Here is a 21,069-nt window from a genome sequence, read left to right on the forward strand (position 1 = left end):
AACGAGACGAGAATGGATGTTAAGACTATATGAATGAGACGATTATTTCCCCAAGTTCCCTTAGTAACCGATAATAAATAATACCATTATTTTACCAATTAGTACTATTATCTGTTAAATAATCTTAATAACACCATATGCGCTGACCATTAGGATGGACACAACGCTGATCCAAAAGAAAATGTCATATGTCAAAGTGGGTTTTAGCGAGGCAGGCAGTTCTTTGAAACGAAAAACGAGCGAAACGTAGACGATTAGGAGCAACAGAATCGAAGTTGCTATCCCACCCAAAATGACCATTAGAACCGGCGATTGGATAAACAAATAAAGCACGCACCATGCAGCTGGCAAAATCCAGGATAAAATCGCGATGCTCTTACGCTGGTTTTCTGCCGTATCGAATTTCATCCAGCCCAATTCTCCGAAGGCATCTCCCCAAACCCTGGCCCAACTGGCCGTTGCCGTGAAAAGTGTGGAGTATAGAACAAAAAATGCGCCTACCAAAAAGAGATTTTTAGCCCAAGGACCCAAGGTTTCTGTAAATATCCTGGATAGCACTTCTATCATTTCATAACCTTCCGGGACAGCGCCTCCGCGATGCAAAACTGCCGCGCCGAGTAAATAAAAAGCAGCCGTTACCACCGTGTAAACGACCATGGACAAAACAGCATCCAGATACATGACATTAAACCAGCCTTTGGCGCGCTCGGCCCATTCAGGCGTTCCGTCATTTGGCCCCGTATAGGCTGCATAACCTTTTTCTATGCACCAATAATTGTAATACATGATCTCATCGCCGCCCACGCCGGTAATGCCAAATGCGCCAAATGCGATCGCAACCAGACTCGTCGGCAACGAAAATTGAAGCCCCGATTTAATTTGCTCCCAGTGAATGGCGTATTTCGTGCCCTGTAACAGGATCAATGACACCAGGATAACGCCTGTGAATAGAATAATCATCACCAAAGCTCCTTTTTCGATAGGCCCATAATGACCGCGATACACCAAAAAAGAGGTGATTAATACAGAAAGTATAGCCCAGACATTCACTGAAATGGATGGCCACGCCATATTTAAGACAATGGCAACGCCGCCGACGATCCCGCCGACCTGCAACAATTTCAGTCCTTGTAAAGAAAGCCATAACCAGATGCTCCAATGTGCTCTCCCCCATTTGCGACCCGGCAGCTGATTAAAATTATGCATCATGAACGTACCAGTGTAAATGGCGTTTTTGCCAAATTCCAGCTGCAACGCCACTTTCACCAAACAGCTTACAATAATGACCCAGAATGTAACGAAACCTGCCTTGGCGCCAAGCGCAGTAGTAGCGATAAGCTCGCCAGAGCCGACGATCGCTGCCGAAAGTATGAAACCGGGGCCGAGATATTTGAGTCTTCCAGCAAAAGTGGAAGGCGGAGAAAGAATCCTGCTCATTTTTGAAGCTTTCTTCTGAAAAGCAACGCAATGCGCAGGACTACTTTTGTTACTTATTTAAACTATTCTTGAAACAAATCAAAGATTACCGACCGCCTGGTGGATCTGCTTGACCGTATCTTCGTAATTATCCTCATTGGGTAAGCCGAATAAAGATTTCTCCTTAATGATCTTGGCAACATTCTCTGGAACGAGCTGCTCCCAGCCCGGCTCACCTCTTTTGATCTTTTCAAGCACGCTATCAGTCGTAATGTGCATGTGTTCCTTGTTGTAATTGACAATGTCCTCGATCTTGTCATTGATAACCAGATATTGAAATAATGGCCTCAAATGATCCGGAACAACGAAATTGGCACAACTGTAAACGGATCCGTCGGGTTGTAAAGTGGGGTAAATGAAGAGCTTGACTTTCCTGCTGAACAGGGTTGCGAAGGATTCCAGAATGCCGCCAGGAAGTGATTGATAATGTTTTTCTTCAAAAATATCCTGCAAGCTCGGACTTCCCAACAACAGGCCCGCTTTCAGCTTGGTAAGGCGTGAAAGATAAGCCACGAGACGAAAATATTCGTGGTGGTTGGAGATCATTACCATATGTCCCAGGGAACAAAGAATGTCCACGCGGTCCAGAAAATCCTTCTCGTCAATGTCACGGTCGCCGCTTTTGAGGTTATGCAGCGTCAGCTCCGATATCAGCACCACTTTTGACTCATCCACATCCTCCTCATCCAGAAACTGCTTCTGACCATTGCTGATCAGGTCAATGTGGACATTGGTAATGGGCCTTAACCGGCCGCGCATCATGAGAATATGTTTTTTATATAATGCTTCCGAAGGCTGCAATACACCGCCGTCGCTGCCGAACAATGCCGCATCCGTGAAACCATTCTTCACAAGTCTGAGACTCATCAACCGGTTGTCCACTTTCGCAAAATCCGGCCCGCTGAAACGAACCATATCAATTTCAATGCGATCTGTCGTCAGATCGTCCATTAACGACAGCAGGAGCGTTTCTGGTGATTTATAGTAGAAAAAACAGCCGTACATGAGGTTAACCCCGATAATTCCCAATGCCTGCTGTTGCAAAATGTTCTCATCATCCCGCATCCGCACGTGGATCACGACGTAATTCGTCGGGCCCATAGGTGAAAGCTGAAACTGCAATCCAATCCAGCCGTGGGATTCGTTGGTTTTCTGAAAATTGAGGGCAACAACTGTGTTGGCAAATGCAAAAAACTGACTCTCTTCACCCCGCTTTTCCGAAAGGCGTTTTTCAACCAGATTGTACTCGCGGTTGAGCATTTTCATCAGGCGGGATTCCACTACATATCTTCCGCCCTCTTCTGTTCCATATATTGCATCACTGAAAGTCATATCGTAAGCAGACATGGTCTTCGCTACTGTTCCTGACGCCCCGCCTGCCTTGAAAAAATAAGCGGCTGTTTCCTGACCTGCCCCTATCTCTGCAAAAGACCCATAAATCCTGCGATCCAGGTTGATCCTTAACGCTTTTTGTTTTGTACCAAGATTCTTTTCGTACATAACTGTATATTAGTAAAATGAAAAAGCAATATGTGTAAATATAAGAAAAATACAGTTAACAGTCGATTATGGCTGACTGACTTCAAGTAGTAAAAAGGAAAAGTTCTATAATTATTGTACCCGCCGACGGCTAATGTTAATTCATCGCTATGGATGCGCAAGCTACTTATTTGTTCACTTATGGCACCCTGATGCGGGGTTTTGATAATCCGTTCGCCGAACGCCTTCACAATAATTCAGTATTTGAAGGAACGGGGCATTTTCCTGGCATGCTTTATCTCATATCCTGGTATCCAGGGGCGATTTTTGATGCAAATGCTCTCTCAAACGTTCATGGGGAAATTTACAGGCTTTCGCCACAGGAAGCGCTGCTTATGGAGCTGGACGATTATGAAGATGTTTTTGAAGACGAAAACAGCAGTTTATATCTCCGCAAAACTGTGGCGATCACCAAAGAAAACGGCGGGACGGTCGATTGCTGGGTGTACCTCTACAACCAGCCCGTTTCCGGACTGCCATTAATTGAAGAAGGCTGTTTCAAGCGCTGGGGTTGAGGCGCTGGCCTATGATCCGAAGACCGTCCAGTGTTAAATTACTGTCAATTTCAACGAATTCATCCTGCAATGTCTCAATAATGGACGAAAGGCCGCCCGTGGCAACGGCAATGCATTCGCCGCCCATTTCCTGTCTGATCCTTTGCAAAAGCGATTTGACAAGCCCTTCATATCCTAATAATATACCCGCTTGGATCGCTTCTGTCGTATTTTTCCCAATGGCTGTTTTGGGTAAAACCAGCGGCACTTCCGGTAATTGGGCCGTGTTCGCGAAAAGCGCTTTAACTGCCGTCATAAGGCCTGGAAGGATTGCCACACCTAATATTTTCCTGTCTTTTGAAACCGTTGTGAATGTTAATGCTGTTCCAAAATCCACCACTACGCAATTTTCCCGGTAACGCGTCATCACGGCAACGGAATTGGCGATCAGGTCCGCGCCGATCTCGTGCGGATGTTCAATGGCAATGGAAAGATCCGGGTAAATGTCCGGACCAACGACGATGATCTCATCGCCGAACATGGAGCGCAGCACTTTTTGAATAATGGGCGTCATCGCCGGAACTACGCTGCTCAGCACCACCGTATCCACATCGCCAAACCATAGTCCGGCTTCCAGAAAATGCAGCCGGAGCCTGGATTCGTAATGCGATTCGTTTTCCTGAGGCAGCGAACGCATGCGCCAGATATATTCCCAGTCATCCGAATGGTAAAGCCCAAAAACAGTGTCGGTGTTACCAACATCAACGGCTAAAAGCATAGCAAAGAATTTACAATTGCCGACAAATTAAAGGCATTAATCTATAATTTTAGCAAAAAATATACGCAATGCCTCCGGGCCGTTTTTCTTTCTATCGAAATATCCGTTACCCAAAGTTATATGCACCGCTTCTATCGTTATTGGTTTGGTTTACTTGCCGCTTTTCTGTTTTGCAATTCATTCAAATCCCACGCCCAGCCTGTTCCCGAATGGCAGGATCCGCAGGTTTTTAACATTAACACAGAAAAACCGCGTGCCGATTTCCTTCCATATCCTGATGAAAAAAGCGCCTTATCAGCAGACAAAAAAGCATCCTCAGTACGCTCGCTGAACGGAACCTGGAAATTCAAATGGGCGTCGCATCCTTCCAAAGCCATTCCCAATTTTTTTGACCCTAATGTGCAGGACGCGAGCTGGGATAACATTCCCGTTCCCTCCAACTGGCAGGTGATCGGAGCGCGCGAAGGCCGCAAATATGACCATCCGGTTTTTACCAACAGCAACCCTTCCTTCAAAGCAACGCCACCGCGTATTAATGCGGATACCAATGCTGTGGGCATGTACAGGACCACATTTACGGTTTCGGAAGATGTGAAGAGTAAGCAGATATTTTTGCACTTCGCCGGTGTACAATCCGCTTGCTATGTGTGGTTGAATGGCGTCGCAATCGGTTATCACGAGGACGGCATGACGCCTTTTGAATTTGACATTACTGAGGATGTGAAGTCGGGATTGAACCATTTGGCTGTGCAGGTCATCAGCTGGTCCGACGGCAGCCATCTCGAAAACCAGAATCATTGGCGTTTATCCGGGATTTTCAGGGATGTAAATTTGCTAGTGCGCCCCAAAGTTATCCTTACCGACTTCACAGTTAGGACGCTACTGGATGCGAATCAGGAACATGCGACATTGAAACTCAGCGCTTTTGTAAAAAACTATACGGAGCAGGCCATTCATGCGCACCAGATTTTATTCACGTTATATGATGCCAACAAATCCGTTGTGGTTACGCCCGTGAGCCAAATGGTGGGCACGCTTGATCCGGCGAAAGAAGGCGCCGTGCGTGTAGATATTCCAATCCCAAATCCCGTAAAATGGACCGCAGAAACGCCCTATCTGTACACATTATCGGTCCAGCTGATGAATTCGGATGGAAAAGTACTTGAAGCCACAAGCCAGCCGGTTGGTTTCAGGGAGATTAAAATGAAAGGCGATCAATTGTTGGTGAATGGAAAAGCGGTTACGCTCAGGGGTGTTAACAGACATGAATTTGACGCTGAAACAGGCCAGGCAATCAGCCGCGAATCGATGATTAAGGACATTTCATTAATGAAACAGCACAACATCAATGCTGTCAGGACATCACATTATCCCAACGCTTCCGAATGGTATGAACTCTGCGACCAATATGGCCTTTATGTGATCGACGAAGCCAACATTGAAAGCCAGAACCCTGTGGGCCAAAACATTGCCCTGGCCGATATGCCGCAGTGGCGCTCTGCGTTTCTGGCGCGGGGCAATGCGATGATCGAGCGGGACAAAAACCATCCTTCGGTCATCATCTGGTCATTAGGCAATGAATTGAAAACAGGCAAGAATTTCGCGGATATGGCCGATTACATTAATCTCGCCGATCCTACGCGTCCCATAAACAAGCACCCAACAATACAGGCCGGTTTTGGATTGAACTGGGCGGATCAGGGATTAAAGCTCAAAAAGCCCGATGGGACGTCATATTGGGAGTTTTTTAACGATTCTGAAAATGCTCGTGCAGTCGGCCTCGTAAATCCGGATCGCATGCCGAAGCCGGAGCTGAATGAGATAAAGAAAGTCTATCAGTTTGTAAAATTTGAATCTCCTGACACGATGCGCGCAGGTGAAAAGACGGTTAGCATCCTGAATAATTACGATTTCCTGCCATTGAATGTCTTGGAACTGGTTTGGTCGGTTCAGGAAAACGGTAAGGTTATTGGAAAGCCCGGGGTGATCAGCAACCTCAATGCAGCGTCCAGGCAGCGGCAACAAGTTTCCATCCCATATGAATTACCGGCAACGCAAAAACAGGGTGCTGAATATTTCCTGAACATTAGCATACGCCTGAAAGACGGGACAACCTGGGCGCCGAAAGGCCACGAAGTCGCCTGGCATCAGATTGCGATTGTTAAACCACAACAGCCAGCGCCAGTTCTTAGTCTTTACAATGAAAAGCCGCTTCGGGTTGCACAGATCAGCGCAGGCCGCGTTGCCATTACCGGGCAGGATTTTGCTGTGACTTTTGATAAAAAAGAGGGAATGATCTCTTTTAAAAACAAGCGGGACGAAATGCTGCAAACCTCTTCTGACACTCTGGAAACGACAAATTCAGAGATAAAAACGCAGCGATTGACACCAACTGTTTACAAGGTAACTATCAATAAGATACTCCGAAGCAATGCTGCTGAAGTAGCGGTCACTTCGGAATACATTGTTTATGCAACTGGGGATATCTATATCAAAAATACTTTCAGCCCGGCCAACTCGGGGCATTCGATTATGAAATCAAGCCCGCATTTGAGTATGCTGGCTACGTTTAATAAAACACAATGGTATGGAAGCGATTCATACACCAGCCAGAATGCGAATGGAAAAATCGGGCTATACAGTGGAACGGTCGCTGGAACACATTTTACCAATATAATGCCGTTGGCGAACGGGAAAAGTACAAATGTGCGCTGGACCACCATTACCAACCCGGAAGGGATTGGTTTGTTAGCAGTCAGTGACACAGCTTATAATGTTAACGTCCCTGACTATACGAAAAAGGATCAATCCGCTGCGGGCCAGGATCGAAAGACACTGGCAGGCGAGACAACTTTCAGCTATGCTTTCCGCCTCAAACCGATTGACAACACTTCCAACATTGAACAGATTTCTGCTTACACATTGCCTTATTCCGGGCAGGAATCAGGTTCGACGCTTGCTGCGGGCATTGGGGATGATCCTGATGCAGTTGAAGCAGATTTGGTGGAAGAAGAAACTGTGGCGCCGGTTAAGAAGCCTGTTAAAAAAGCGGTTGTGAGAAAAGCGCCGGTGCGGAAGAAGCCTGCTTCCAGAAAGAAGTCGTCCCGTCGGAGGCGGAGGTAAAACTTTCCAGGTTTTGGCTAAAATTTTTACTTCGGCGCCAGCACATACTGCGCTTTTACACTGATAACCTGCGCTATTTTGACAAAAACAACCTTCGGCACTTCAATTTTGTGATCGGTCAACGGCACTTCAAAATCAGAACTGATCGTGATTTTTCCAGCTTCAATCTTCATTTTCCCTTTGATAGTCCGCTCTTTGGTAACACCGTGCACCGTAAATTTCCCTGTTGCAGAAACATCATATTGCCCGTCTTTCGTGTAATCAGGCGCATTATCAACTTTCCCGCTGAATGTTGCGTTGGGATATTTAGCCGATTCAATATAGTTTTCGTTAAAATGCTCCTGCATCAGTTTATTTGGAAAAACAAACTCCCGCATGTTCATTCGGACGGCTAATTCATTATTGGCCGTGTTTAAAATAACCTGACTTTTCTTATTCTCCGCATTCACATTTTCCAAAGGTGTTTCGGAAGAGAATTTCGTATTTCCGGTGGAGGTTGCAAACATTCCTTGCGCCAAAACCGGCTGGAAAGGCAAAGCAGAGGTGATCATGGTTACGAAAACCATGGCTAATAGATGCGTTTTCATGAGTTGTTTTCGGTCAGTTGGCTACCTTTTTGTTTTTCTTGTCAAAACTGAATGTGCGGGAAAGGTTAAACCCGTAATGGATGTCGCCCTTGCCCCAGCTGCCGGCCGTTTCTCCTATAAATTGCTTTTCGATCATGCCGAGCGAATTGGTAAAGTGCAACTGGAAAACGTGGCCACCGGTTTCAATGTCAACCCCGAACGACATGGAATCATAATAAGGGGCAGTGACCGTGTTTTTCTCACGCGCTGTATAAAAATACTCCCCATTCAAAGAAACGCGTTTCGACAACTTGAACCTTCCGCCGATACCCAGCGCCAGCAGCACTTTTTCATCTCCCAAAACCTCGGGTTTGTTGCGGTGCAGGAATGTGGGCGAAAGTTGTAAAGAAAGCCTTTCCCCAAATTTGCGGGCAATGAGCACCTGAGCGGAATAATAAAGTTTATCCTGAAATTCCAGCTCCTTATTGACCGTCGCGACGCCGGTTCCACCAAAAAGCGTTACCGAAACGGGAATGTTCCTTACACCTTCGCTTTGTTTCAGCACTTTTAGTTTACCAAAAAAATCGTAAACCTTTTGCGAAGTGCTCCTGCCTACCCCGATCATGAAATCGTCTGTAATGCCATATTCAAAGCCCATTCGCATAGTGGCCTGATCCAGTCCGAAAAATTGGTAAGCACCCGAATTAAGGCGGCCGAAACGGTGCGAGATCCGGAAATCCAGATGCTTCTTTTTCATCGTTTCAACAGAATGCCCGTTGACCACACGCGTGGATTTAAATATGGCAGAAACAGGCACGGTTACCATGCTATCCTGCTTCGAAAGTTCACTTAGCAGGTCATCCTGGGCATAGAGAACCGTTGTTGAACAAGTCAACATCATCATTAGGCGGAGTAATTTCATTGTTTTTGGGCAGTTAGGCTGTAACTGTTAATGTGTTGCCGTCGGTGGACAGGGCCGTTTTATAAGCTTTTAATGCATTGGTAGCCGGGCCTTGCGTCACAGCGCCGGTAAGGGCAAATTCGGACTGGTGCGTTGGGCATTGAATGTTGTTAGGTCCCGACTGGTATCGAACCGGATTCCCCTCATGCGTGCAGATTTTAGATAAAGCAACATACTGGTTGGTGGACGTAAATGCCACCAGAACATCCCCATAAATGTCGTACTGACCAGCCGTTTTCAGCTTTTTGGTCGCGTCATTGGTCAGGTCAATTGTGAAGTTGATTGCAGAGCCTGTCGTCGTGCCGGTAACCCCTGTGCCGCCGCCACCACCAGGATTTGGCTCTGGATCATCGTCGCTGGACCCACAGGCTGTCATGGTTGTACCAAGGCAATAAAACGCCATAAGTGTGGAAGTGCTTAGCCCGAGACTTCTCAGAAATTCACCTCTCTTCATTTTGTCTTCTTTAACGTTCTCCATAGTGAATAATAAATTAGTAGATACAATTCGGGTATGCGGCACTATTTAAAGGCGGGTGTATAGCGCAATGATATCCACATTCCTACCGTCGTGAGATTGACTTTTCCATAACCGACGCCTTTTACCGGAATACGGATGTAAGGTTCAGCCACAAGGGATAATTTCTTTGTAATCGTGCGTTCGTAGCCAACAGATGCATTGATATGGCTTAGTAAAAACCAGCCCGTTTTGCCATTCCAACCCTCTTTTTGCTTGTGAACATATTTGGCATAATGATATTTATACTGCTCTTTTTGAGCATAGTAAGATGAAACGCCAGTTCCTAAAAACAACTTCGAATGAGCATTATGGATAAGATTATAACGGAGCCCCAGCGGAATTTCAATCATGGTGCATTCTCCATCAACTCCGTACGGCGTGTTATAATAAGTCACAATATCTTTCAGCTCATAGTCCTTTGCGTAAGCGTAATAATCCTTTCGGCTCCATATCACTCCGCTTTGCAGATAAAGCCGTGGCGATAAACCATATTCAATCAAAAGCGAAAATGCAGTCCCCGGCTTTGTATAATTTTTGAAACCAACCGTCGACAAATCCGGCGAATAACCCAGCCTGACCGCCCATTTGGCATAATCCTCTTTTACTTTTTCTGGCGCCTCAGGCGTTGTCGCAGCTGGGGCACTAAATGTTACAGCAGGGATTTCAGGCTGATTTTCCCAATTCAATGTGCGGCTCGATAAAGCTGCGGCTGAAATCAGTAACCGGACTTGTTCCTCGCTGATTTTATGTTCTATACTGTCTTCATTTACAGCATTATTTCCCAAAACTGATGCTTCTGTTTTGCTTTCGGCAATGTTGTTAATGGAAAAAGCCCCGTCGCCTCCCTTCCCTTTTGAGCGGTTAGGCTCTAAGTACACTCCGCCTGTCTTAGACTGGCTCCGGGGCAATTTTTTCCTGCGTTGGTAATCGGTAATGTTTGAATTTGAGGAGGATTTACTAATCCCTTCTTCCTTATTACGTATGGTTTTGCCTGGCTGAATGCTCGTTTCCGCTGGTGTTTCGTTGCTAGAAACCGAGGGTGCCGCTGACTCCTTGGGTTGGGCCAATGCATTCTCGCTCTCCTCCTCGCCAGAAACCGGCGTAGCCGCTGGCTCCCGAACTTGCAGTTTGCCTGCTGCTAATGCATTCTGGTCCGTTTTCGCGCTTTTTGAAACAGGGTTTTTAGTAAAAAAATAAATTGCCAGACCAGCGGGAATCAGCAATGCCAGCAAACCCAATGGCCACCATTTTCTAAACCAGCCGCCCGCTACTTTGCCGTCGTGCGCGTCCAACCGTTTTTTTAATTTATTCCAATCCTCCGGGTCAAATTGTGGATCAAGCTCTTCTGATGACTTTCTGAAGAGCTTATCCAGTTCGTCATCTGGTAACTCTATCATAATCGCCAATATTTATTTTGGATAACATTTCTCTTAATTTTTCTCTTGCACGCGACAAATTCGACTTTGACGCCCCTACCGAAATATTCAGCTGGTCTGCAATCTCTTCGTGTGTATAGCCGTCTATGACCGACAAACTAAATACAAGTCTGTAAGAAGGGGTCAGTTTTTGGATCAGCTCCAACAGTTCTTCGTGTGCGAGCTTGCTGATAACTGTTTCATCAACGGTCACATTGTCCGCAACTTCCACATCATCAAAAATGTCGCGGCGTACTTCCTGTCTGTAATGATCGAGGGCTGTGTTAATCATAATTCTGCTCAACCAGGTTTTAAATGAACGGCTGGAATCGAAAGTATCCAGCTTTGTAAAAACCTTATAAAATCCATCGTTGAGTATCTCTTTCGCCTCTTCCCTGCTGCGTGTGTAACGTAAACAAATGCTCATAGCATAGCCGTAAAACTGTTTGTACAACAGCTCCTGACTGCGGCGGTTTTTCTGTAAACAGCCGTCGAGTAGTTCAATAAGAACTGCGGAGGTATACTCGGGCATGCTATTTGTTCTTTTATCACTATTACGAGAAACCCAAAGCCAGGGTTGCTTACAAGGTTGCAATTTTTTAGTGATTTTTTATAACTATTTGATAATGTTTTAATTAAGTCACGATTTGCCGGGAGATTTTATCCTTCTTTGTGTAAAAACTGTGGATTTTCTTTCCAAATTGATAGGCATAGCTTGATTACTTAACGTTATTTTCCTGACCATCCAGGAGCATTGGCATGACTGAAAGACACCCCCATCTTAACATTATTGAGTCCCGTTTCCTTGAATTGGACGCTTTACGCGGACTTGCAGCCGTCATGGTTGTTCTATTTCACTATACAATTAATTCGAACGGCGCTCTGCTTGGATGGGAGTTCAGGTATGGTGTTACTGGTGTGGATATTTTCTTCATGATCAGCGGTTTTGTGATTTTCCTCACCATTTCCCGGGTAAAGCAATGGCCGGACTTTTTGGTTTCGCGATTTGCAAGGCTGTATCCGGCGTTCTGGTGCTGCTTGTTTTTGACAACAATCGTTACCATGTTTTTTGAACCGGAATTGGTCAGCTCGCAAAGATTCCTCGCGAATATGACCATGATGTCCATATTTTTTGATCAGGAAAACATGGATCAGGCATATTGGACATTGCTGGTTGAGCTCATTTTCTATTTTTGGATCCTGGCGTTGCTGGTTGTTGGAAAAATAAAAAGCATTGTAAGCGTCGGCGTGGCATTTACAGTTCTTATTGTTCTTTTTTATGCATTCTCATCGCATTATCCAGGTTTTCACGAGCTCGCTACAAGGAAGATCGAACTGCTGAATCACTTTCCGCTTTTTTTCTCCGGGATTCTTTTTTACCTCATCCGGAATGGAAGTCATGTGCGCAGAAACTCTGTGCTGATCGTTTTGAGCCTTTTGGCTGCCTGTTTTTTGCATTCCCAGGGTGGCAGGTCCCAATATCACGTAACGCCTGTAGAACATTATGCGATCCTAACCATTTTTCACATCGTTTTTGCGTTAGGGATATTTGGCAAGCTTGGATTCCTGAACAAAGCCCCTCTGCTGTTTCTTGGCAAAATATCCTACTGCCTGTATCTGATCCATCAATACATTGGCCTGCGCCTGTTATGGATATTAACCGATCTCTGGCAGATAAATATTTATCCTGCATTGCTGATTACAATTTTGACCGTTGTTTTCATCGCCTATCTGGTTAATAAATTTGTAGAGATCCCGGCCAATCTTTTAATCCGCAACTGGTACAAACACCGAACTCAGAAAGGCTCCCATGCGGGCTCCCGCGAAATTGCCATGCAATAGTTTCCGTATCTTACTTACTTTTGCAGCCTAACCACGCATATTTGAATATAATTTTCAAATAATGTGTTCCCTATGCACTATACTGATTTTTAATGGCCAAAAGTGATACTACTCCTGAACAGCCGTCGCCATTTGCGGTGCGGAAAATAAGCTGGCAAGGGCTTAAAACAACAGTTGATCTGCTCAAATATCTTCGGCCCTACCGGATTACATTCTTTATTGGCCTGATATTCCTTGCGCTTTCCACAGCCACGTCGCTGGCATTCCCCAAGCTTGTCGGCAGCATTATTGAAGTCATCGAGGGCAAATCGCCTTATACAATCAACCAGATTACGCTTTTCCTGTTTTTTGTGCTGATATGCCAGGCGGTGTTTTCCTATTTCCGGGTTTATCTGTTTACCAAAGTCAGTGAACTTGCGATGACCAATATCCGGTCAGATGTTTTTACCAAAATCATTACATTACCCATTGCTTTTCTGGAACAGCGTCGCGTGGGAGAACTTACTAGCCGCATAACGTCTGACGTTTCTCAGCTGCAAGGATTGCTTTCTTTCACATTAGCAGAGGTTTTCAGACAGGTTGCTACATTAATTGTCGGGGTTTCCATTCTGTTTTACACTTCCTGGAAACTGACGCTTTTCATGCTGGCCACATTTCCTGTTCTGGTGATTGCTTCTGTGTTTTTCGGTCGGCATCAGCGCAGACTTTCCAAAAAAGTGCAGGACGAGCTGGCCGCGGCCAACGTGGTTGTGGAGGAAACATTGCAGTCTGTGAATGTGGTTAAAGCATTCACCAATGAGCCGCTGGAAGTGAACCGTTACCAGCAAATTCTTAAAAAAGTGGTGGATCTCTCGCTGTATGCGGCTGCGTTCCGGGGCGGATTCGTATCATTTGTGATCTTTGCGCTTTTCGGTGGGATCGTCGGCGTGATCTGGTATGGCGCGGGATTGGTTCAGGCGGGTGAATTCGGGCTTTCTGATCTGTTTACATTTATCCTATACACCACATTCATAGGCGCATCCATCAGTGGAATGGGCGATTTGTATGCACAGATCAACCGCGTGATCGGCGCTTCGGAGCGGATTTTCGAGATATTGGAAGAAGAACCCGAACTAAACCTGGAAACAGCCAGAAATGCTTCGGCCAGTCCGATCGAGGGAAGCATTTCATATCAGGACGTGCATTTCTCCTACCCGTCGCGCGCTGACTTGCCTGTTCTAAAAGGTATATCATTTCAAATTCAGGCAGGAGAAAAAATTGCCCTGGTGGGTTACAGCGGCGCGGGAAAATCGACAATCATTCAGTTGCTCATGCGCTTTTACGATTATCAAACTGGCAATATTCTCGTTGACGGCAAGCCACTTCATGAATACGGCCTTACCGAATTACGGAAGAACATTGCCATTGTGCCGCAGGAAGTAATGCTTTTCGGCGGAACGATCTATGAAAACATTGCTTACGGTAAACCCAATGCCACCCGCGAAGAGATTCACGATGCCGCAAGACGCGCGCACGCCAGAGAATTCATTGATACATTCCCTGAAAAATTCGACACAGTCGTCGGCGAACGCGGCATTAAGCTTTCGGGCGGTCAGCGTCAGCGCATTGCTATCGCCCGTGCCATTTTGAAAGATCCAAAAATCCTGATTCTCGACGAAGCAACCAGTTCGCTCGACGCAGAATCTGAAAAGCTGGTGCAGATTGCATTGGATGAATTGATGAAAAACCGCACTACGATTGTCATAGCGCACCGTTTGGCGACAATTCGGAAAGTGGATATGATCTATGTGATCCGCGAAGGACGCATTGCAGAATCAGGCACGCATCAGCAATTAACGGTTATGGACAATGGTTTGTACGCAAATCTGATCAAATTGCAGTTTGAAACCGCAGAAAGCAATTGATGGAAACAAGCAGTAAAACCCACAGATCACCAAAGGAATTTTTTGAAACTGAAAAAAACAAAGCAGGCATCGCGGAAGCAGCCGCATTGCAGCATTTCAATCAGCTAGCCATTGCCCGGTTGCTCGTATTTTTTGCGATGATCTTCTTCCTATGGCTTTGGAACAATCAAAATCAGCCCGTTTGGGGATTGGTCGCATTTGGATTACTCGTCATTTTCCTGATTTCCATGCGGCGCCAGCAAGCCGCCCGCAAGCTCCGCGACTTTCAGCGAAACCTGGGCATTATTAATACGGATGAGCTTAACAGGCTTTCATTTCGCTTCACCAGGGACGATTCCGGCTTGCAGTTCCAGGAAAAGGACCATGCATATGGAAGCGACCTGGACATATTTGGCGATTATTCTCTTTACAAACTCCTGAACCGGACACGCACGGCGGAAGGCGCTCGCAGGCTTGCAAACTGGCTCAAAAACCACGCGGATGTGAAGGAGGTAAAGCTTCGGCAAGAGGCGGCGACTGCATTCAGCCAGCATCCGGAATTGATCCAGTCTTTGGAAGCTACAGCATTGTTGCATGAGCATGCCGCTCAGCAACTGGGCGATTTCAGAAAATGGTCCACCGAATTCATGGACAAAGACCTGGCACGCCTGCTCCCTTTTCGGTGGTTTAGTGTTGTTACGGTCGCTGTTGCTATACTTTTTTTATTTTCCATCCTGCCCGCCTGGCCCTTGTTGCTTTGCATTGCTGTTAATGCGGTGTTGATCGCACGTTTCAAAGCGTACATTGAGTCCGTTACCAACCGGACGGCAGCGCTGGGCAAAACATTGGTTTCGTATGGCGAGATCCTGGAAGTTGCGCAAGCCTTTCCGTATCAGGCGCCCTGGTGGCTGGATCGCAAGGCACGCATTGAAGGTTCCGGCCATGCACTGAAACAAGTGGGTGCACTTTTTGAAAGACTGGACTACCGGAATAATATCTTTTTCTCGCTGTTTGTAGGCATTCCCACGCTTTGGGACATATTTTGCCTCGCCGGGCTCGAAACCTGGAAACATAATTACCACAACCAGCTCGCAGATTGGCTTGAAGTGCTCGCCGACGCAGAAGCAATGAACAGCCTGGGCGGTCACGCATTTGCCAATCCTGAATATATCGCCCCGGATGTTATCGATTCTCCTGACTTTCAAATCGATACCATTGCAATGGGTCATCCGCTCATTCCACTGGATCGCAGGATCAGCAACGATTTCAGCGTGGCGGGAACAGGACATACGATCTTGGTAACCGGCTCTAATATGTCGGGTAAAAGCACATTTCTCCGGACGATCGGGCTGAATTTTGTATTAGCTCAAATCGGTGCGGTGGTCAGTGCAAAGACATTTAAATGTACGCCTGTTCGTGTTTTTAGCAGCATGCGCACACAGGATTCGCTTGAAGAAAGCACTTCGTCGTTCTATGCGGAATTAAAAAGATTGCGAAAACTGCTGGAACTGGCAGATGAGAACGATTCTGCCCCTGTTTTTTATTTACTGGATGAAATCCTGAAAGGCACCAACTCCTCCGACCGCCACCGTGGCGCAGAAGCATTGATCCGACAATTGCACACCAAGAAAGCGTCAGGCCTTGTTTCCACGCACGATCTCGAACTGGGAGAATGGGGAGCCACAGAAAATTATGTACACAATTTCCATTTCAGGTCCGATGTGGAAAACGGCGAACTACTGTTCGATTACAGGCTTCATGATGGGATTTGCAAGAGTTTCAATGCGTCGGAACTGATGCGTATGATGGGCATCGATATTGGCAAATAATGTTTTGCCGGGATTTGCGTAACTTTACGTGGTACAATTACGTTTCTTAGTTCTGATAGTGGATTAAGGATTTATAATTAGATTTAGTACTTAATTAATAACAAATAACGATCACTGAAACCTGAATGGAAGTATTAATAATGGCAGGACAGCTCATTCTGGGCTTATCAATTTTGGTAGGGTTGCATGAATGGGGGCATATGTTTGCTGCAAAAATGTTTGGGATGCGAGTTGAAAAATACTTCATCGGTTTTCCCCCGAAGATATTCAGCTTTCAAAAAGGAGAAACAGAGTATGGCATCGGCGCGATCCCGTTGGGAGGTTTCGTCAAAATATCCGGTATGATCGACGAGTCCATGGATACGGAGGCAATGAGTAAAGAGCCTCAACCCTGGGAATTCCGCTCGAAACCAGCCTGGCAACGCTTAATCGTCATGTTGGGAGGCATTATCGTCAATGTGATCGTAGGGATTTTCATATTCATCGTTATCGCTTATAATGATGGCGATAAATATCTTTCGAGCACAGAGGTAAATAAATATGGCATTGTGGCCGGTGATCTTGCGAAAGAAATCGGTCTTCAGACCGGTGATAAAATCGTAAGGGTTAACGGCAAGCCATTTACTAATTTTGACGAGCTGGGAAGTTCCGAAGTTTTGCTTGGGAGCAACAGTTCGTACACGGTTAACCGCGCAGGCAAAGAAGTTGAGATTGATATTCCAAACAATTTTATCGAGAAACTATCTGATCCTGAGGAGAAGAGAGGATTTATCCGTCCTTTGGAACCGTTTAAGATCGGCGAGGTTGTTCCGGCATCACCCGCTCAAAAAGCAGGCTTAACCACTGGCGATAAGGTTATTTCTATCAACGGCCAGCCAATTCAATTCTTCCATGAATTACAAGCACAGCTGCAAACGCTAAAAGGCAAAAAAGCAGAACTGATCGTGCAACGCGGAGCAGGGCAGAAAACATTGAATGCCACAGTAGATGAAGACGGAACCTTGGGTTTTTATCCTGAAAGTCTGCTGAATTATACGGCTATTGAATATACATTGCCGCAAGCGATTTCCGCCGGAACAGGCGATGCATTTGCCGTTGTTTATAATAATATCAAAGGTTTTGGTAAAATATTCAGAGGTGAAGTTTCGGCTTCCAAAGCATTAAGCGGACCTATCGGCATTGCCCGTATGTTCGGCGGCGTTTGGGATTGGAGCCGCTTTTGGTATCTGACTGGCCTGCTTTCCATGGTGCTTGCATTCATGAACGCATTGCCAATTCCCGCTCTGGATGGTGGCCACGCGGTGATCCTTTCTTATGAGATCATTTCAGGACGCAAGCCATCCGATCGTTTTCTGGAAAACGCACAAAAAGTCGGCATGGTGCTGTTACTTGGCCTGATGGCTTTTGCAATATTCAATGATGTTTGGAAAGCAGTATTTTAATACATTCGTTAAAGGAAATAAGGAAAGGACAAAGAGCTTAATCCTCTTTCCTTTCCTTATTTTTTTCGTTTTAACCCTGTCATCTTCCGTGCACGATTACCATGTAAGCGTGACGCAGATGCAATATAATGCTGCGCTCAAAACATTCGAAGTGAGTATACGTATGTTCACCGACGATTTGGAACGTGCGTTGTCACAAGGAAATGACAAGCAGCGCGTTGTTATAAAGAACGATGACAAAAATGATCCATTGGTTGAGCGATATGTTTTGAAATCGTTTGTTTTGGCGGATAGTCAGAAAAAGCCCGTTGCTATCAAATACGTGGGTAAGGAGCAGGAGGAGGATGCGACGTGGGTATATTTAGAAATTCCATTTTCGGGTCCTCTGAATGGTTGTAAGTTGCAAAACAGCACACTGATGGAAGTTTTTGATGATCAGGTCAACATGACGAACATTAAAAACGCCTCTGAAAAACGAACATTCTTGTTTAAAAAGGGACAAACTGTACACATTCTTTAGCCAAAATTCGGTTAATAAAAAGCCTGACACAACCGTTGGTGGCATGGCTATTTTGTTTTATTATTCCCTTTCTTTTGAAAGTCATTATTTATATATTGGGAAAAGAATATCTGTCAATTTGACAGAACGCCTATGAAATTTGAACCTTCTGACTTATATAGTCGGCTGCTCATGTCCGATTCGGATATGGATAGCCTTGAAATTGTCCCTCTTGGTGGCCCTGATGGCTCCGACGAGCCTTTTGAACTCCCTGAAGAACTTGCGATACTGCCAATCAGGCAAACAGTGCTTTTCCCCGGAATGGTAATACCCGTAACCGTTGTGCGTCAGAAAGCCATTCGGTTAGTTAAAAAGATATACAGGAATTCGGATATCAATCAACGCATATTAGGTGCTGTTACTCAGGCGATTCCGAACAAGGAAGACCCTACCGCTGAGGATCTTTATAATGTTGGAACGGTTGCCCAGATACTGAAAATGATCACATTACCGGATGGAAATGTGACCATTATCGTGCAGGGAAGGCAGCGTTTTGAGATCAAAACTATTTTGCACGAAGAGCCTTATCTGACTGCTTTGGTAAAAGCCATCGATGATTCGTTTGTTGGCCCTACGAAGAAAGAATCGAAAGCTCTTTTGCAATCATTACGCGACGGCGCGCACAAGATCATGCGCCTTAATCCCGAAATTCCTCAGGAAGCGCGGATTGCGTTGGATAACATTGAAAGCCCCATTTTTCTGATCCATTTCCTTTCTTCAAATATTAATGTGGAGGTTGCCGACAAGCAAAAACTGCTGGAAGAAAGAAACGGTCACAGGCAAGCGACGCTTCTGCTGCAATACATGATGCGGGAGATCGAAATGCTGGAATTAAAGAGGGAAATTCAAACCAAAGCGAGCTCTGACATTGATCAGCAGCAACGCGATTATTTCCTCAGACAACAAATAAAAGTCCTGCACGACGAGCTCGGAATGGACAGCCCGGAACGTGATTTGGACGAAATCCGCCTGAAAGCAAGCCAGAAAAAATGGTCGGATACCGTGCGGGGGCATTTTGAAAAAGAACTGACCAAGTTGCAACGCATTAATCCGATGGCACCTGAATATCCGGTGACCATGAATTACCTTGAAATGCTTGTGGATCTGCCCTGGGGGCAATATACCAAAGACAATTTTGACCTGGTCCGTGCGCAAAAAGTGCTGGACGCCGATCATTTCGGTCTGGAAAAAGTAAAGGAGCGGATCATTGAATATCTGGCTGTTTTGAAGCTGAAAGGCAATTTGAAAGCACCGATCCTTTGCCTGTATGGCCCTCCGGGAGTTGGTAAAACTTCATTGGGAAGGTCTATTGCCAAAGCATTAAACCGCGAATACATCAGAATGGCGCTCGGTGGCGTGCATGATGAAGCGGAAATCCGGGGTCACAGAAAGACATATATCGGCGCGATGCCGGGGAAAATCATTCAGAACATTAAAAAAGCGGGTTTTGCAAATCCTGTCTTTATTCTGGATGAAATTGATAAAGTAAGCTCCGACTACCGCGGCGATCCTTCGTCCGCATTGCTGGAAGTGCTTGATCCTGAGCAAAACTCTTCATTTACAGACAATTACCTGGAAGTTGAGTACGATCTCTCCAAGGTTCTGTTTGTAGCAACAGCCAATGCACTCGACACCATCCACCCCGCCCTGCGCGACCGGATGGAGATCATTGAAATGACGGGTTATACGATCGAAGAGAAATTGCAGATCGCAAAACGTTATCTCGTTCCAAAGCAACGCAAAGACCACGGCCTCAAATCGACCGACATCAAAATCGACGATGCGGCGTTAACGAAGATCATTGAAGGATATACAAGAGAATCCGGCGTTCGGAATTTGGAGCAAAAGATAGGATCGGTTGTCCGCAAAATTGCGAAATCGGTTGCGATGGAGCAGGATTATCCAAAAACCATTAAGGCAGAGCAAATCGAAAAATATCTGGGAGCAGAGATTTTTGACAAAGATCTGTATCAGGATAATGATTTTGCAGGCGTGGTCACTGGTTTGGCCTGGACTTCGGTGGGCGGTGAAATTCTTTTTATCGAAACCAGCCTAAGCCGAGGAAAAGGAAACCTTACATTATCCGGGCAACTTGGTGATGTAATGAAAGAATCTGCAGTGGCGGCATTGTCTTATCTGAAAGCGAATGCAGACCGCCTGGGCATCGATTACAGGATCTTTAACCATTATGACCTTCACGTACATGTGCCTGCCGGCGCGGTGCCAAAAGACGGCCCTTCTGCCGGTGTGACGATGGTTACTTCTATGGCTTCCATCTTTACGCAGCGCCGGGTAAAACCGTTCATTGCGATGACGGGTGAGATCACGTTAAGAGGCAAAGTTTTGCCAGTGGGCGGTGTGAAGGAGAAAATCCTGGCTGCACGTCGGGCGGGTGTGAAGGAAATTATTCTTTGCGTGAAAAACCGCAAGGATGTGGAAGAAGTACCAGCCAATTATATCAAGGATCTGTCGTTCCATTATGTGGATCAGATTGACGAAGTGCTGGAATATGCATTGCTGCCTGAAAAGGTAAAAAATGCAACGAAATTTATATTTCCAGAAGAGAAAAAAGAAAAAGAAGAAAGCGGATATGTGACTTTGGACGTCTGATTAACGTTTTTAAATAAATAATAAATTTAGATTGC

General features: G+C 45.8%; 16 protein-coding genes. 8 read left to right on the top strand and 8 right to left on the bottom strand.

Annotation, left to right across the window (positions count from 1 at the left end; genetic code table 11):
- Positions 1 to 114: 114 nt before the first annotated feature.
- Complete coding sequence (locus tag NFI81_RS17745) at positions 115 to 1,437, bottom strand: Nramp family divalent metal transporter (RefSeq protein ID WP_234611138.1); 1,323 nt, start codon at positions 1,435 to 1,437, stop codon at positions 115 to 117.
- 78 nt (positions 1,438 to 1,515) lie between these two features.
- Positions 1,516 to 2,976, bottom strand: a complete 1,461-nt coding sequence (locus NFI81_RS17750) for a BCNT domain-containing protein (protein ID WP_234611137.1) — start codon at positions 2,974 to 2,976, stop codon at positions 1,516 to 1,518.
- Positions 2,977 to 3,125: 149 nt separating this feature from the next.
- On the opposite strand from NFI81_RS17750, the gene NFI81_RS17755 reads away from it, so the two are divergent.
- Entirely contained in the window at positions 3,126 to 3,530 is a 405-nt protein-coding gene (locus NFI81_RS17755; RefSeq protein ID WP_234611136.1) for a gamma-glutamylcyclotransferase family protein, read from the top strand.
- On the opposite strand, the gene NFI81_RS17760 is transcribed toward NFI81_RS17755, so the two are convergent.
- A complete protein-coding gene (locus tag NFI81_RS17760) occupies positions 3,514 to 4,287 on the bottom strand; it encodes a type III pantothenate kinase (RefSeq protein ID WP_234611135.1) in 774 nt (257 codons plus the stop codon). The genes NFI81_RS17755 and NFI81_RS17760 overlap by 17 nt on opposite strands.
- A gap of 120 nt (positions 4,288 to 4,407) precedes the next feature.
- Here NFI81_RS17760 and NFI81_RS17765 point away from each other — a divergent pair, with 120 nt between their 5' ends.
- Positions 4,408 to 7,410: a glycoside hydrolase family 2 TIM barrel-domain containing protein gene (locus tag NFI81_RS17765; RefSeq protein WP_234611134.1), complete on the top strand. Its 3,003-nt coding sequence runs from the start codon at positions 4,408 to 4,410 to the stop codon at positions 7,408 to 7,410.
- A gap of 26 nt (positions 7,411 to 7,436) precedes the next feature.
- On the opposite strand, the gene NFI81_RS17770 is transcribed toward NFI81_RS17765, so the two are convergent.
- From NFI81_RS17770 to NFI81_RS17790, 5 genes are read right to left on the bottom strand one after another with little or no spacing between them, the layout of a single operon-like run.
- Entirely contained in the window at positions 7,437 to 7,997 is a 561-nt protein-coding gene (locus NFI81_RS17770) for a YceI family protein (RefSeq protein WP_234611133.1), read from the bottom strand.
- A 13-nt stretch (positions 7,998 to 8,010) separates the two neighbouring features.
- A complete protein-coding gene (locus NFI81_RS17775; RefSeq protein WP_234611132.1) occupies positions 8,011 to 8,898 on the bottom strand; it encodes a DUF5777 family beta-barrel protein in 888 nt (295 codons plus the stop codon).
- Between the two features lie 13 nt (positions 8,899 to 8,911).
- The gene (locus NFI81_RS17780) at positions 8,912 to 9,415 is read right to left on the bottom strand and encodes a QcrA and Rieske domain-containing protein (protein WP_234611131.1); all 504 of its coding nucleotides are present in this window, start codon (positions 9,413 to 9,415) and stop codon (positions 8,912 to 8,914) included.
- 41 nt (positions 9,416 to 9,456) lie between these two features.
- Positions 9,457 to 10,851 carry a hypothetical protein gene (locus NFI81_RS17785; RefSeq protein WP_234611130.1) on the bottom strand — a complete coding sequence of 465 codons (1,395 nt, stop codon included), beginning with the start codon at positions 10,849 to 10,851 and terminating at the stop codon, positions 9,457 to 9,459.
- A complete protein-coding gene (locus tag NFI81_RS17790; protein WP_234611129.1) occupies positions 10,832 to 11,401 on the bottom strand; it encodes an RNA polymerase sigma factor in 570 nt (189 codons plus the stop codon). The genes NFI81_RS17785 and NFI81_RS17790 overlap by 20 nt, the downstream gene beginning before the upstream one ends.
- Positions 11,402 to 11,628: 227 nt before the next feature.
- Here NFI81_RS17790 and NFI81_RS17795 point away from each other — a divergent pair, with 227 nt between their 5' ends.
- From NFI81_RS17795 to lon, 6 genes are all read left to right on the top strand, one after another.
- A complete protein-coding gene (locus NFI81_RS17795; RefSeq protein ID WP_234611128.1) occupies positions 11,629 to 12,711 on the top strand; it encodes an acyltransferase family protein in 1,083 nt (360 codons plus the stop codon).
- A 92-nt stretch (positions 12,712 to 12,803) separates the two neighbouring features.
- Positions 12,804 to 14,615, top strand: coding sequence for an ABC transporter ATP-binding protein (locus NFI81_RS17800; protein ID WP_234611127.1), 1,812 nt, complete (start codon positions 12,804 to 12,806; stop codon positions 14,613 to 14,615).
- A complete protein-coding gene (locus NFI81_RS17805) occupies positions 14,615 to 16,423 on the top strand; it encodes a MutS-related protein (RefSeq protein WP_234611126.1) in 1,809 nt (602 codons plus the stop codon). The genes NFI81_RS17800 and NFI81_RS17805 overlap by 1 nt, the downstream gene beginning before the upstream one ends.
- 125 nt (positions 16,424 to 16,548) lie before the next feature.
- On the top strand, positions 16,549 to 17,865 hold the full coding sequence (gene rseP / locus NFI81_RS17810; RefSeq protein ID WP_234611125.1) for an RIP metalloprotease RseP: 1,317 nt from the start codon (positions 16,549 to 16,551) through the stop codon (positions 17,863 to 17,865).
- An 88-nt stretch (positions 17,866 to 17,953) separates the two neighbouring features.
- Entirely contained in the window at positions 17,954 to 18,385 is a 432-nt protein-coding gene (locus NFI81_RS17815) for a DUF6702 family protein (RefSeq protein ID WP_234611124.1), read from the top strand.
- Between the two features lie 132 nt (positions 18,386 to 18,517).
- Positions 18,518 to 21,034 carry an endopeptidase La gene (gene lon, locus NFI81_RS17820; protein WP_234611123.1) on the top strand — a complete coding sequence of 839 codons (2,517 nt, stop codon included), beginning with the start codon at positions 18,518 to 18,520 and terminating at the stop codon, positions 21,032 to 21,034.
- Positions 21,035 to 21,069 lie beyond the last annotated feature (35 nt).

It is taken from the genome of Dyadobacter fanqingshengii, from assembly GCF_023822005.2.
GTDB classification, from domain to species: Bacteria; Bacteroidota; Bacteroidia; order Cytophagales; family Spirosomataceae; genus Dyadobacter; species Dyadobacter fanqingshengii.